General features: G+C 72.4%; 13 protein-coding genes. 10 read left to right on the top strand and 3 right to left on the bottom strand.

Translation table 11 applies throughout. The features are described 5' to 3' along the window. Positions 1-166: 166 nt before the first annotated feature. A complete protein-coding gene (locus ACFC02_RS38585; protein WP_376367039.1) occupies positions 167-1,702 on the bottom strand; it encodes a DHA2 family efflux MFS transporter permease subunit in 1,536 nt (511 codons plus the stop codon). 204 nt (positions 1,703-1,906) lie between these two features. On the opposite strand from ACFC02_RS38585, the gene ACFC02_RS38590 reads away from it, so the two are divergent. The 3 genes from ACFC02_RS38590 (at position 1,907) to ACFC02_RS38600 (ending at position 4,862) form a co-directional block, all read left to right on the top strand. Continuing rightward, positions 1,907-2,587, top strand: a complete 681-nt coding sequence (locus ACFC02_RS38590; protein WP_376367022.1) for a TetR family transcriptional regulator — start codon at positions 1,907-1,909, stop codon at positions 2,585-2,587. A 139-nt stretch (positions 2,588-2,726) separates the two neighbouring features. Beyond that, positions 2,727-3,944: an alpha/beta hydrolase gene (locus ACFC02_RS38595; protein ID WP_376367024.1), complete on the top strand. Its 1,218-nt coding sequence runs from the start codon at positions 2,727-2,729 to the stop codon at positions 3,942-3,944. A 66-nt stretch (positions 3,945-4,010) separates the two neighbouring features. Continuing rightward, positions 4,011-4,862: a DUF4429 domain-containing protein gene (locus ACFC02_RS38600; protein ID WP_376367026.1), complete on the top strand. Its 852-nt coding sequence runs from the start codon at positions 4,011-4,013 to the stop codon at positions 4,860-4,862. Between the two features lie 63 nt (positions 4,863-4,925). Here the strand turns inward: ACFC02_RS38600 and ACFC02_RS38605 are convergent, their stop codons facing one another. Further along, positions 4,926-5,414, bottom strand: a complete 489-nt coding sequence (locus tag ACFC02_RS38605) for a MerR family transcriptional regulator (RefSeq protein WP_376367028.1) — start codon at positions 5,412-5,414, stop codon at positions 4,926-4,928. Positions 5,415-5,521: 107 nt separating this feature from the next. Here ACFC02_RS38605 and ACFC02_RS38610 point away from each other — a divergent pair, with 107 nt between their 5' ends. Further along, positions 5,522-5,992, top strand: coding sequence for a GNAT family N-acetyltransferase (locus tag ACFC02_RS38610; protein WP_376367030.1), 471 nt, complete (start codon positions 5,522-5,524; stop codon positions 5,990-5,992). A 118-nt stretch (positions 5,993-6,110) separates the two neighbouring features. Further along, a complete protein-coding gene (locus ACFC02_RS38615; RefSeq protein ID WP_376367032.1) occupies positions 6,111-6,935 on the top strand; it encodes a serine hydrolase domain-containing protein in 825 nt (274 codons plus the stop codon). Between the two features lie 234 nt (positions 6,936-7,169). Here the strand turns inward: ACFC02_RS38615 and ACFC02_RS38620 are convergent, their stop codons facing one another. Further along, positions 7,170-7,829, bottom strand: a complete 660-nt coding sequence (locus ACFC02_RS38620; RefSeq protein ID WP_376367041.1) for a pirin family protein — start codon at positions 7,827-7,829, stop codon at positions 7,170-7,172. 151 nt (positions 7,830-7,980) lie between these two features. Between ACFC02_RS38620 and fasR the strand changes: the two genes are divergently transcribed. The 5 genes from fasR to fabF all read left to right on the top strand — a co-directional run bounded on the left by fasR (position 7,981) and on the right by fabF (position 12,970). Then, on the top strand, positions 7,981-9,186 hold the full coding sequence (fasR, locus tag ACFC02_RS38625) for a fatty acid biosynthesis transcriptional regulator FasR (RefSeq protein WP_376367034.1): 1,206 nt from the start codon (positions 7,981-7,983) through the stop codon (positions 9,184-9,186). Between the two features lie 89 nt (positions 9,187-9,275). Continuing rightward, positions 9,276-10,193: an ACP S-malonyltransferase gene (locus ACFC02_RS38630; RefSeq protein ID WP_376367036.1), complete on the top strand. Its 918-nt coding sequence runs from the start codon at positions 9,276-9,278 to the stop codon at positions 10,191-10,193. Between the two features lie 28 nt (positions 10,194-10,221). Then, positions 10,222-11,253, top strand: coding sequence for a ketoacyl-ACP synthase III (locus tag ACFC02_RS38635; protein WP_376367043.1), 1,032 nt, complete (start codon positions 10,222-10,224; stop codon positions 11,251-11,253). 100 nt (positions 11,254-11,353) lie between these two features. After that, positions 11,354-11,602 carry an acyl carrier protein gene (locus tag ACFC02_RS38640; protein ID WP_360968844.1) on the top strand — a complete coding sequence of 83 codons (249 nt, stop codon included), beginning with the start codon at positions 11,354-11,356 and terminating at the stop codon, positions 11,600-11,602. Between the two features lie 87 nt (positions 11,603-11,689). Beyond that, entirely contained in the window at positions 11,690-12,970 is a 1,281-nt protein-coding gene (gene fabF, locus ACFC02_RS38645; RefSeq protein WP_360968847.1) for a beta-ketoacyl-ACP synthase II, read from the top strand. Positions 12,971-13,001 lie beyond the last annotated feature (31 nt).

A 13,001-nucleotide genomic window follows, 5' to 3' on the forward strand; every position in this document is an offset into this window, starting at 1 on the left:
CCCTCCAGCAGCGCGCCGCGGCCGTCGCCCCCGTTCCCCTGCGGAGGACTTGACCCACTGTCACCTGCGGCCGGGGACGGAGGCGACGATTCGGCGGTGCGGTCACCCTGATAGGGGAACCGCGGGACGGCGCCGATCCGCGTCCGCCCGCGGCCGCCCGCACCGGTCAGATGTGCCCGACGCCCGCGCCCGCCTCCGCGTTGACCCCGCGCTTGGTGAGCAGTGCCACCAGGACGGCCACCACCGCGACACCGGCGGCGACCAGGGAGGCGAGGCTCATGCCGGAGATGAACGTGTCGTGCGCGACGGAGGTGATCTTCGCGGCGACCTCCGCCGGAACGCCCTTCGGTACCGGCGCGACGCCGACCTGGACCGCCTCGGATGCCTGCGCCGACTGGGCGGCGGTCAGCGGCGGGAGCCCCGCGTCCTTCCAGTTGCCGGCGAGGTCGTTGTCGACCTTGGAGGCCATCACGGCACCCAGCACGGCCGTACCGAGGCTGCCGCCGATCTGCATGGCGGCCTGCTGGAGACCGCCGGCCACGCCGGACAGCTCCATGGGCGCGTTGCCGACGATGACCTCGGTGGCGCCCACCATGACGGGGGCGAGGCCGAGGCCGAGCAGGGCGAACCAGAGCGACATGGTGGCGCTGCCCGTGCCCGTGTCGAGGGTGGACATGCCGAACATGGCGACGGCGGTGAGGGCCATGCCGCCGGCCAGCGGGATGCGCGGGCCCGCCTTGGTGATCAGCGCGCCCGCGAGCGGCGAGCCGACGATCATCATGCCGGTGAGCGGCAGCAGGTGCAGACCGGCGCTGATCGGGCTCAGCCCGTGCACGTTCTGCAGGTAGAAGGTGACGAAGAACAGGCCGCCGAGGAACGCGATGGCCATCAGGACCATCAGCACGACACCCGCGGACAGCGGCACCGAACGGAAGAGGGCGAGCGGGATCAGCGGTTCCTTGACCCGCGTCTCCCAGAACGCGAACAGCGCGAAGCCGAGAACGGCCCCGGCGAGGAACGCCCACGTCTTGCCGTCGCCCCAGCCCCACGCCGGCGCCTTGATGAGCGCCCACACCAGGCAGAACATCGCGGCGGAGAGCAGGACGATGCCGAGGACGTCGAAGGAGCGCGGCGCGTTCTCGGCCCGGTGGTCGAGCAGGATCAGCGCGCCCAGGACGAGGGCGAGGGCGCCGACCGGCACGTTGATGAAGAACACCGACTGCCAGTTGACGTGCTCGACGAGGACGCCGCCGAGGATCGGGCCGCCCGCGGTGGAGGCGCCGATGACCATGCCCCAGATGCCGATGGCCATGTTGAGCTTCTCGGCCGGGAAGGTGGCCCGCAGCAGGCCGAGCGCGGCCGGCATCAGCAGCGCGCCGAACAGGCCCTGGAAGACGCGGAAGGTGACGACCATGGCGATGCTGTTCGACAGGCCGATGGCGCCCGAGGCGGCGGCGAAGCCGGTCACGCCGATCAGGAAGGTCTGCCGGTGCCCGAAGCGGTCACCGAGCTTGCCCGCGGTGATCAGGGAGACGGCGAGCGCGAGGAAGTAGCCGTTGGTGATCCACTGGACGTCGGCGAAGCTCGCCTTGAGGTCCTTCTGGATGGCCGGGTTGGCGATGGCCACGATGGTCCCGTCGAGGGCCACCATCATGACCCCTACGGCGACGGTGATCAGCGTGAACCACGGGTGTCCGCGCATCCCCTTGGCCGGTGCGGGGTCCGACAGGGCTGACGCCTTGTCCCCCGGCCCTGTCGTGTCGACGGTGGTCTGACTAGTCATACATTCGAGGCTAATGTCAGCCGCTGACAAATGACAAACCAATTCACTAGTCGGTAACTGACATGTCACCCTCCTATAGGCTGAACTGGGGAAACAGTTCGCAGGAGAGGTCCGGAGAGGTACATGGAGACGGCGGGGACCGCCGAGGCGGCACCACGGCCGGGGCTGCGCGAGCGCAAGAAGCAACGCACCCGGGACGCCCTGCTGCGGGCCGCCCTGGAGCTGTTCACCACCGTGGGGTACGAGCGGACGACCGTGGACGAGATCGCGGAGGCCGTCGGCGTCTCGCAGCGCACCTTCTTCCGCTACTTCCCCGGCAAGCAGGAGGCCGCCTTCGCCGTGCAGGACATGGTCGAGGCGCACTTCGTCGAGTCGCTGCGCGCCCGCCCGGCCCGGGAGGCCCCGATGGAGGCGCTGCGCCGGGCGGTCCTGGAGGGCTGGGAGACGATCAGCGACGCCGTGCTGAGCGTCGTGCCCGTCGAGCTGTACCTGCGCATGTTCCAGGTGATCGAGTCGACGCCCGCGCTGCTCGCCGCGCACCTGCGCCGTTCGGTGGAGACCGAGGAGCAGATCGCGCGGCTGCTCGCCGCCCGCGAGGGACTCGACGTGGACGCCGATCCGCGCCCCCGCCTGCTGGTGGCCGTCTTCGGCGGCGCGATGCGGGTGACGGGCCGTCAGTGGAGCACGGGCCCGGACCTCAGCCTGGAGGCGATCCGGGCGCTCACGGCCACGTACCTCGATCAGGTGGGACCGGCGCTGACCGGGAACTGGCGCACCACCCGTCCGTCGCCTCACGCCACTTGAGCGCCGGATCATGAACTGCCGTACGCGCCACCGATCTTGAACACGTGTACGGCCGGAGAAATTCGTCACGCCACACGAAACGTGATCCCCATCACTCGGTTAACGCGAGACCCTCCCGTTCTCCTAGTGTGTCCTCCCAGTGACTTCCTTCGAGACCTCCCCGCAGCTCAACGTCTGGCGCGCGCTGCTCGCGCTGGCCGTGGTCTTCGTGATGCTGGCGACCACCGGCTGGACCGCCGTGCGCCACCAGCGCGGGACCACCGCCCTCCAGGCCTCCCTGTCCGCCTGGGACCACGGCCGCCTGCACGGGCACCGGCTGCCGGACCCGGACGCCGACCCCGCCCGGCTGACCCGCTTCTTCACCTCGCTCACCGCCCAGGACGGCGCCCGGCTCGCCCACCGCTACCCGCTCGCGGTCGGCAACATGAACGGCGCCCCCGTCCGGCTGCGCTACCTGGCCAACCGCATCGCGCTCGGCCAGGCGCGTGACATCGAGCGGGGACGCACGCACGACGGCAGGCTCTCCCCCGCCGGACAGCAGGCTGCGGACCGCCGGATGCACCGCTTCGCCAACCTGATGACCCCGGGCCGCCAGATCCTCGCCTTCGACCCGGCCGGCTCCGGCCGCGTCGCCGAGGTCTTCGGGGACCTGTCGCGCGCCCGGCGGATCTCCGTCGTCGTCCCCGGCGTCGACACCGACCTGATCACGTTCCGCAAGACCTACCGCCCCTACTCGGCGCCGTACGGCATGGCGAGCTCGCTGTTCGCCGCCGAACACACCGCCGACCCCGGCACCCGGACGGCCGTGATCGCCTGGGCCGACTACACCGCGCCCAGCGGCATCGGCGTGGACGCGGCCACCGCGATGCGCGCCGAGGAGGGCGCCGTCCGGCTGAACGGGCTGCTGCGCGGGCTGCCCGGCACCTCGCCCGTCGCCCTGTTCTGCCACAGCTACGGCTCGGTGCTCTGCGGTGTCGCCGCACACGCCCTGCCCGGCCGGGTCTCCGACATAGCGGTCGCCGGGAGCCCGGGCATGCGCGCGGCGCGCGCCTCCCACCTGCGCACCTCGGCCCACGTGTGGGCGATGCGGGACGCCACCGACTGGATCCGGGACGTGCCGTACCTGGAACTGGGCGGCCTCGGCCACGGCGCCGACCCGGTCTCCTCGGCGTTCGGCGCCCGGGTGCTGTCGGCCGAGGGGGCCGAGGGCCACGCGGGCTACTTCGAGCCGGGCACCGACAGCCTGGCCAACTTCGCCGAGATCGGCGTGGGGGCGTACGGGTCCGTGCAGTGCGCCCATGACAACGACGGGTGCCGGGCGGGACTGCCCGGCACGACGACGGCCGGACGCGCGTAGAGACAGCAGGAAGTGCGGTCCGCGCGGGGAGGGACGAAGCAGCTCGTGCCGCCTACGATGAGCCGCATGGGTGACGTACTGGCCGGATTTCATGCTGCCTGGGAGTTCGAGTCCGATTCCGTGCTCATCCGCTACGAACGGGGGATACGGACACCGAAGCTCTTCCAGGCGCTCGGCGAGCGCCGCGTTCCGCTGGCCGCGCTCGCGTCGGTGACGCTCACGCCCGGCCGGCGCGGGACCGTCGTCCTGCGCGCCGAGCCGCGACCGGGCGCCGACCCGCTGATGGACGCGGCCGACGGTCAGCTCAAGGAGGGCTCGGACCCCTACCGGCTGGTGCTGCCCGCCGAGCGCGAGTCGCTCGCCGAGCACTACGCCGGCGAACTGCGCGCCCGGCTCGCCGGGAGCGGGCCGGCCGGTCACCACCTGGTGGCCGCGCCCGAGCCGCCGCTCCATTTCAAGGCGTACGACGGCAAGGCGTCCTTCGACGGCGGCGCGGTCCGCTTCCGCTGGTCGTGGACGGGGGCGTCGTCGACGAAGTGGAAGGCCGGCGACCAGAGCTTCCCCGTCGACGAGCTGGGCGGGGTCCAGTGGCGTTCACCGGAGGTGTTCGAGGGGCACCTGCGGCTGCTGCGGCGCGACGCGGGCGCCGCCCCGCCCCCGCAGCCGGACCAGGATCCGGCCGCGGTCGTGTTCGGGCTCGGGTACGGGCCGGTGCACGAGTCGCTGCCGTTCGCGGCGGCGGTGCTGGCCGCCGTGCGCGTGGCCGCGCCCGCCCCCGCCCTGTCCCTCACGGCGGGCCGCCGCGACCCCGCCGACATCGCCGAGCGGATCCGCCACCTCGGGGAGCTGCACCAGGCAGGGCTGGTGACGGACGAGGAGTTCGCGGTCAAGAAGGCGGAACTGCTCGCCGAGCTGTGAACACCCCTGCGCCGCCGGTGGGTTCAGGCAGACCGCCCGGTGCACTCAGCGGAACCCGCGCGCTCAGCGGTCCCGCCTCCCGGCGTCGGCGTAGAACATGATCTTGCGGTCCAGTACGGAGAGGGTGTCCTGGAGTTCCGTGATCCGGGCCAGGACGTCCCGGCGGGTCGCCTCCAGCAGCTCGAACCGCTCCCCGTACGTACTCTCGCCCTCACGCACCAGCTCCGCGTACCTGACCATGTCGGCCACCGGCATGCCCGTCAGCCGCAGCTTGCCCACCAGGTCCAGCCAGTCCAGATCGCGGTTGCTGTAGCGGCGTTGCCCGGTGTGCGAGCGGTCGACGTGCGCCATCAGCCCGATCCGCTCGTACCAGCGCAGCGTGTGGGCCGTCAGCCCGGTGAAGGCGACGACCTCACTGATCGTGTAGCTGTCCTGTCCGTCGGGGCGCGGATGCCGCCGGGGCGGGCCGGAGCAGAGGTCGGCTCGGGTGGGGGCGCTCTCGGGCTCCTGCGTGTCCCGGGTGTCCACGGCCATGGTCTGCGTCACCGTCATGGCCCCAACGCTATGGCCTTCGAGTGCACTCCAGGCAAGGAGGACCCGTCGACTCGGTGGGAAAAGCGCGGGACAGGCCCCGGCCGCGGTGACTAGCGTGCGCAGTCATGAGTTTCGTACGACGTGCCGAACCCTCGGACGCCGAGGAAGTGCTGCGGCTTCGCCAGGTGATGATCGACTCGGTGTTCCGGGCCGACCCGTCGACCGAGTGGCACACGGAGTCCCTGCCCACCCTGCGGTCGCGCCTCGGTGCGCCGGACGGCGACTTCGCGGCCTTCGTCGTCGACCACCCCGAGCGGCCCGGGACACTCGCGGCGCTGGTGGCCGGGACGATCGAGTACCGGATCGGAAAGGCCGCCGACCCCACCGGCACGGTCGGCTTCGTGTTCAGCGTCGCCACCGACCCCGGCGCCCGCAGACGCGGGTACGCGCGCGCGTGCATGGAGACACTCCTGGAGTGGTTCCGCGAGCACGGTGTGCGGCACGTCCAGCTCACCGCGTCCGCGGAGGCCGCGCCGCTGTACGCCTCGCTCGGCTTCCTGCCCAAGCCGGACCCGCTGCTGGAACTGCGACTCTGAGGCCCGCGCGTCCCCCGGGCCGCCCCGCGGCGGCGGGCCGCCGCGTCCCGCACCGCCAGGTTCACCCACCCGGGCGGGCCCGTCCCCGGCGTGTCGGCGCGCCGCGTAGGCTCGGGCCATGTCGTTGAACAGCCTGGCGTCGATCGAGAACTGGCCGGTACCCACCGCCGCGGCGGGCGTGGTCCGCGCGGACGGCACGGTCGCCGGCGCCCACGGCCCGACCGGGCACCGCTTCCCGCTGGCCTCGGTGACCAAGCCGCTGGCGGCCTACGCGGTCCTGGTCGCGTACGAGGAGGGCGCGGTCGAGCTGGACGAACCGGCGGGCCCGCCCGGGGCCACGGTCCGCCACCTCCTCGCCCACACCTCCGGCCTGGCCTTCGACGAGCACCGGGTCACGGCCCCGCCCGGCGAACGGCGGCTGTACTCCAACGCCGGTTTCGAACAGCTCGGCGACCACGTGGCCAAGGCGACGGACATCCCCTTCGCGGAGTACCTGCGCCAGGCGGTGCTGGAACCGCTGGGCATGACGGACACGTCGCTGGACGGCTCCCCCGCGAAGGACGGCGTCTCCACCGTCGACGACCTCCTCCGCTTCGCCGCCGAACTCCAGGCCCCGCGCCTGCTCGACGCGCGCACGGTCGCCGAGGCGATGACCGTCCAGTACCCCGGCACCAAGGGCGTCCTGCCGGGCTACGGCCACCAGAACCCCAACGACTGGGGCCTCGGCTTCGAGATCCGCGCCGCCAAGTCCCCCCACTGGACGGGCACTTCCTCCTCCCCCCGCACGTTCGGCCACTTCGGCCAGTCCGGTACGTTCCTGTGGACCGACCCCGACGCGGGCGCGTCCTGCGTCGCCCTGACCGACCGCGCCTTCGGCCCGTGGGCGATCGAGGCGTGGCCGGCGTTCACGGACGGGGTGCTGGGGGAGCTGCGGGGGGCCTGAGGCCCGCTGCCGGGGAACCTGAGGCCCGCTGCCGGGGAAGGGGAGAGGAGGGGAGCACGCATGCGCACGATGCCGACGACGCTGTGCGCCGTCGCCGCCGGTGCCACCGGTGCCGCCCTGGCCGGCTGCGCGGGCGGCTCCGGCGGAGCGTCAGCACTCACCTGAGGACCGGCCTCGAACGCACCTGATCCACCAGGACGACCACAAAGAGCGGGGCCGACGGCCCGGGCGGGACTACCGCTCCGGCATCTCCCACACCAGCAGTTCCGCCTCGCTCGCCGCTCGTAGCCCCGTCTCTCCCGCGTCCGAGAGGCGGGCCGCGTCGCCCGGGGCCAGCAGGGTCCCGGCCAGTTCCGCTGTGCCGCGTACGACGTGGACGTACACGAACGCGGACGGCGGGAGACGTGTGCGCCCGCCGGGGGCCAGGCGGTGTACGCGGAGAGTGGCTCCCGCGGCCGGGACGGCGTACGGGGTGGCGTCCGCGAGGGCGCGTACGACCTCGTAGCGCGGTTCGCCGCCGGGGTTTCGCGGGGTCAGCCACATCTGGACGAAGGTCAGGGGGCCGGCCGCGTCGTTGCGTTCGACATGGCGGACGCCGGCCGCCGCGGACAGGTGCTGGAGGTCGCCGGGGCGGATCACCGTGGCCCGGCCCGTGGAGTCGCGGTGGGTCAGTTCGCCCTCGACGACCCAGGTGACGATCTCGGTGTGGCTGTGCGGGTGCTCGGCGAAGCCCGCGCCGGGGGCCAGGCGTTCCTCGTTGCAGGCGACCAGGGCGCCGAAGCGGAGGTTGTCGGGGTCGTAGTGGGGGCCGAAGGAGAAGGCGTGCCGGCTGGTGATCCCGGCATCCTCCTCGCCCCCCGGGTAGCGGTCCGCCGCGCGGCGTACGTCGGTGATCGTCACGGTTCCCACCGTAGGCCGTCGCGGGGCCCGCCGGGGGCCCGGCACCGGCCCGCCGGGGGCCGTCACGGGCCCCGCCGAACGGGGTACGGGCGTCCAGCGCGACCCGCGGCACGCACGCACGTCCGGATAAGGCAGTCTTGTCCCCGTGCCCGAACCCGAATCCCGTGGCCCCGAAGCCACGCCCCGCCCCGCCCATCCGCACTCCGCGACCCTGAAGCGGCTGGAGAGGTCCTCCGGGTCGCTCGCCGCGCAGGCGATCGCACGCATGGACGAGACGTTGCCGTGGTACCGGGCCATGCCCCCGGAGAACCGGTCCTGGATCGGGCTGGTGGCCCAGGCGGGCATCGCGGCCTTCACCGAGTGGTTCCGGCACCCCGACGCCCCGCAGGCGATCTCCACCGACGTGTTCGGGACGGCGCCACGCGAGCTGACGCGGGCGATCACACTGCGGCAGACCGTGGAGATGGTGCGGACCACCATCGAGGTCATGGAGTCCGCCATCGACGAGGTGGCCGCCCCCGGCGACGAGTCCGTGCTGCGCGAGGCGCTGCTCGTGTACGCCCGGGAGATCGCCTTCGCCACCGCGCAGGTCTACGCCCAGGCCGCCGAGGCACGCGGTGCCTGGGACGCGCGGCTGGAGTCGCTGGTGGTCAACGCGGTGCTGAGCGGGGAGGCCGACGAGGGTGCCGTGTCGCGGGCCGCCGCGCTCGGCTGGAACTCGCCCGAGCACGTGTGCGTGGTCCTGGGCACCGCTCCCGACGGGGACTCCGAGCTGACCGTGGAGGCCATCCGGCGGGCCGCCCGGCACGCCAAGCTCCAGGTCCTCACCGGGGTCCTCGGGGACCGGCTGGTCGTGATCGCGGGCGGCAACGACAATCCGCTGGCCGTCGCCAAGTCGCTGATCGGGCCGTACGCCGCCGGGCCGGTGGTGGCCGGGCCGATCGTGCCCGACCTGCTGGCCGCCACCCGCTCCGCACAGGCCGCCGCGGCCGGGCTGAAAGCCTGTTTCGCCTGGCAGGACGCTCCGCGTCCGGTCCTCGCGGACGATCTCCTGCCGGAGCGCGCCATCGCCGGTGATCCGGGGGCGCGCGAGCAGCTGGTAGAGGAGATCTACAGACCGCTGGAGGAGGCCGGCTCCGCGCTCCTGGAGACGTTGAGTGTCTACCTGGAGCAGGCGAGCAGCCTGGAAGGCGCCGCCCGGATGCTCTTCGTTCACCCGAACACCGTGCGCTACCGGCTCCGACGTGTGACTGACGTCACCGGATGGTCCCCCTCCGATGTACGATCCGCGTTCACACTGAGGATCGCGCTGATCCTGGGGCGTCTGGCCGACGGAGATCCCCAGGCCTAGCCTTTTGTCGGGGGTCCACAAAACCCCTTCGTGTTCTTCGTCCCTGTCCCCACGGGCGGCCAGGCCCGTCCCCAAGAGAGAGTGTGAGAGTGCTCGTACTCGTCGCTCCCGGCCAGGGCGCCCAGACGCCCGGCTTCCTGACCCCCTGGCTCGAACTGCCCGGTGCCGCCGATCGCGTGGCCGCCTGGTCGGACGCCATCGGCCTGGACCTCGTCCACTACGGGACGCAGGCCGACGCGGACGCCATCCGTGACACCGCTGTCGCGCAGCCGCTGCTCGTCGCCGCCGGGATCCTGTCGGCCGCGGCGCTCGGTGACGTGGCACCCGATGCCGTCGCCGGGCACAGCGTCGGCGAGATCACCGCCGCCGCCTTCGCGGGCGTGCTGGGTGACACCGCCGCGCTGACCCTGGTGCGCCGCCGCGGTCTGGCGATGGCCGAGGCCGCGGCCGTCACCGAGACGGGCATGTCGGCGCTGCTCGGCGGCGACCCCGAGGTCTCCGTGGCGCACCTGGAGAAGCTCGGCCTGACCCCGGCGAACGTCAACGGCGCGGGCCAGATCGTGGCCGCGGGCACCATGGAGCAGCTCGCCGCGCTGAACGAGGACAAGCCGGAGGGCGTGCGCAAGGTCGTGCCGCTGAAGGTGGCAGGCGCCTTCCACACCCACCACATGGCCCCCGCGGTCGACAGGCTCGCCGAGGCCGCCAAGGCGCTCGAACCGGGCGACCCGAAGGTCACGTACGTCTCCAACAAGGACGGCCGGGCCGTGACGAGCGGGGCCGAGGTCGTGGAGCGGCTGGTCGGCCAGGTCGCCAACCCGGTCCGCTGGGACCTGTGCATGGAGACGTTCCAGGAGCTGGGCGCGACCGCGCTGGTCGAGGTGTGCCCGGGCGGCACGCTGACCGGTCTCGCCAAGCGGGCGCTGCCCGGCGTCAGGACGCTCGCGCTGAAGACCCCCGACGACCTCGACAAGGCCCGCGAGCTCATCACCGAGCACGCGTCCGCCTGACGCCCGAAGGAGCCGACCGAACATGCCGATGTCGAAGATCAAGCCCAGCAAGGGCGCCCCGTACGCGCGCATCCTGGGCGTGGGCGGCTACCGGCCCACGCGCGTGGTGCCCAACGAGGTGATCCTCGAGAAGATCGACTCGTCCGACGAGTGGATCCGGTCGCGCTCCGGCATCGAGACCCGGCACTGGGCGTCGCCGGAGGAGACCGTCGCGGCCATGTCGATCGAGGCCTCCGGCAAGGCGATCGCGGACGCGGGCATCGACGCCGGGCAGATCGGCGCCGTCGTCGTCTCGACCGTCTCGCACTTCAGCCAGACCCCGGCCGTCGCCACGGAGATCGCCGACAAGCTGGGCACGGACAAGGCCGCCGCGTTCGACATCTCGGCGGGCTGCGCCGGCTTCGGCTACGGCCTCACCCTCGCCAAGGGCATGGTGGTGGAAGGTTCCGCCGAGTACGTGCTCGTCATCGGCGTGGAGCGCCTCAGCGACCTGACCGACCTGGAGGACCGGGCGACGGCCTTCCTGTTCGGCGACGGCGCCGGCGCGGTCGTGGTCGGCCCCTCCCAGGAGCCGGCGATCGGCCCGACCGTGTGGGGCTCCGAGGGCGACAAGTCCCAGACGATCAAGCAGACCGTCCCGTGGGACCGCTTCAGGATCGGCGACGTCTCCGAACTGCCGGTCGACAGCGAGGGAAACGTCAAGTTCCCCGCGATCACGCAGGAGGGCCAGGCGGTGTTCCGCTGGGCCGTGTTCGAGATGGCGAAGGTCGCGCAGCAGGCGCTGGACGCGGCCGGGATCAGCCCGGAAGACCTGGACGTCTTCATCCCGCACCAGGCCAACGTGCGGATCATCGACTCGATGGTGAAGACGCTGAAACTGCCGGAGCACGTCACGGTCGCCCGTGACATCCGCACCACCGGCAACACCTCGGCCGCCTCGATCCCGCTCGCGATGGAGCGGCTCCTGGCGACCGGCGAGGCGAAGAGCGGCGACACCGCGCTCGTCATCGGCTTCGGGGCGGGTCTCGTCTACGCCGCTACGGTCGTTACCCTCCCCTAGGCACTCCGTGCCGGATCATGCGTCCGGGACGGCACCGCCACACCTGCCGCTGCCGCGGCGGGCGCCACACCCTTACGGAACACAACGAAGGAGCGCCGACATGGCCGCCACTCAGAAGGAGATCGTCGACGGTCTCGCCGAGATCGTGAACGAGATCGCCGGTATCCCCACCGAGGACGTCCAGCTGGACAAGTCCTTCACCGACGACCTGGACGTCGACTCGCTGTCCATGGTCGAGGTCGTCGTCGCCGCCGAAGAGCGCTTCGACGTCAAGATCCCGGACGAGGACGTCAAGAACCTCAAGACGGTCGGGGACGCCACCGACTACATCCTCAAGCACCAGGCCTGATCTACCGATCACTGCTGTGGGCTGATGCCCCGCCACCCGGCGGTGGCGCCGTTTCCGATCCTCGTTCCCGTTGGAGAAAGAATTCCCGTGAGCCCGACCAATCGCACCGTGGTCGTCACCGGTATCGGCGCAACCACACCGCTGGGTGGCGACGTAGCCTCTACCTGGGAGAAGCTGGTCGCCGGCAAGTCCGGCGTCAAGCCGCTGACCCAGGACTGGGCGGCCGAGCAGGCCGTCCGTATCGCGGCCCCGATCGCCGTGGAGCCGACCGAGACCATTCCGCGGCCGCAGGCCCGCCGTCTGGACCGTTCGGCGCAGTTCGCGCTGATCGCCGCCCAGGAGGCCTGGCAGGACGCCGGTTTCTCCGGCAAGGCCGGTGAGGACGGCAGCGACGGCGCCGTCGACCCCGACCGGCTCGGTGCGGTCATCGCCTCCGGCATCGGCGGCGTGACGACCCTGCTGGACCAGTACGACGTGCTGAAGGAGAAGGGCGTACGCCGCGTCTCCCCGCACACCGTCCCCATGCTGATGCCGAACGGCCCCTCGGCCAACGTCGGCCTGCTCGTGGGCGCCCGCGCGGGCGTGCACACCCCGGTCTCCGCCTGCGCGTCGGGCGCCGAGGCCATCGGTTACGCCATCGAGATGATCCGTACCGGCCGCGCCGACGTGGTCGTCGCCGGCGGCACGGAGGCGGCGATCCACCCGCTGCCGATCGCCGCGTTCGGCAACATGATGGCGATGTCCAAGAACAACGAGAACCCCGAGAGCGCCTCGCGCCCCTACGACGTCGACCGGGACGGCTTCGTCCTCGGCGAGGGCGCGGGTGTGCTCGTGCTGGAGTCCGCCGAGCACGCCGCCGCGCGCGGCGCCCGCGTCTACGCGGAGGCGGTCGGCCAGGGCATCTCCGCCGACAGCCACGACATCGTGCAGCCGGAGCCCGAGGGCCGCGGCATCTCGCACGCGCTGCAGAACCTGCTGGACCGCAACGACCTGGACCCGGCCGAGATCGTGCACGTCAACGCGCACGCCACCTCGACGCCGGCCGGTGACATCGCCGAGCTGAAGGCGCTGCGGAAGGTGTTCGGCGACGACGCGGACCACATGGCGGTCTCCGCGACGAAGTCGATGACCGGTCACCTGCTCGGTGGCGCGGGCGGCGTGGAGTCGGTGGCGACCGTGCTGGCCCTGTACCACCGGGTGGCTCCGCCGACCATCAACCTCGACAACATCGACCCCGAGGCCGAGGCGAACGCGGACGTGGTCCGCGGGGAGGCGCGGAAGCTGCCCGTCGAGGGGCGGATCGCGGCCCTCAACGACTCGTTCGGGTTCGGTGGGCACAACGTGGTGCTGGCGTTCCGCACGATCTGAGGTCGCACGGCGGCGGCCCGGACCCCGGTGG

Origin of the sequence: Streptomyces sp. NPDC056160, from assembly GCF_042268205.1 — a bacterium.
In the GTDB taxonomy this organism is placed as follows: Bacteria; Actinomycetota; Actinomycetes; order Streptomycetales; family Streptomycetaceae; genus Streptomyces.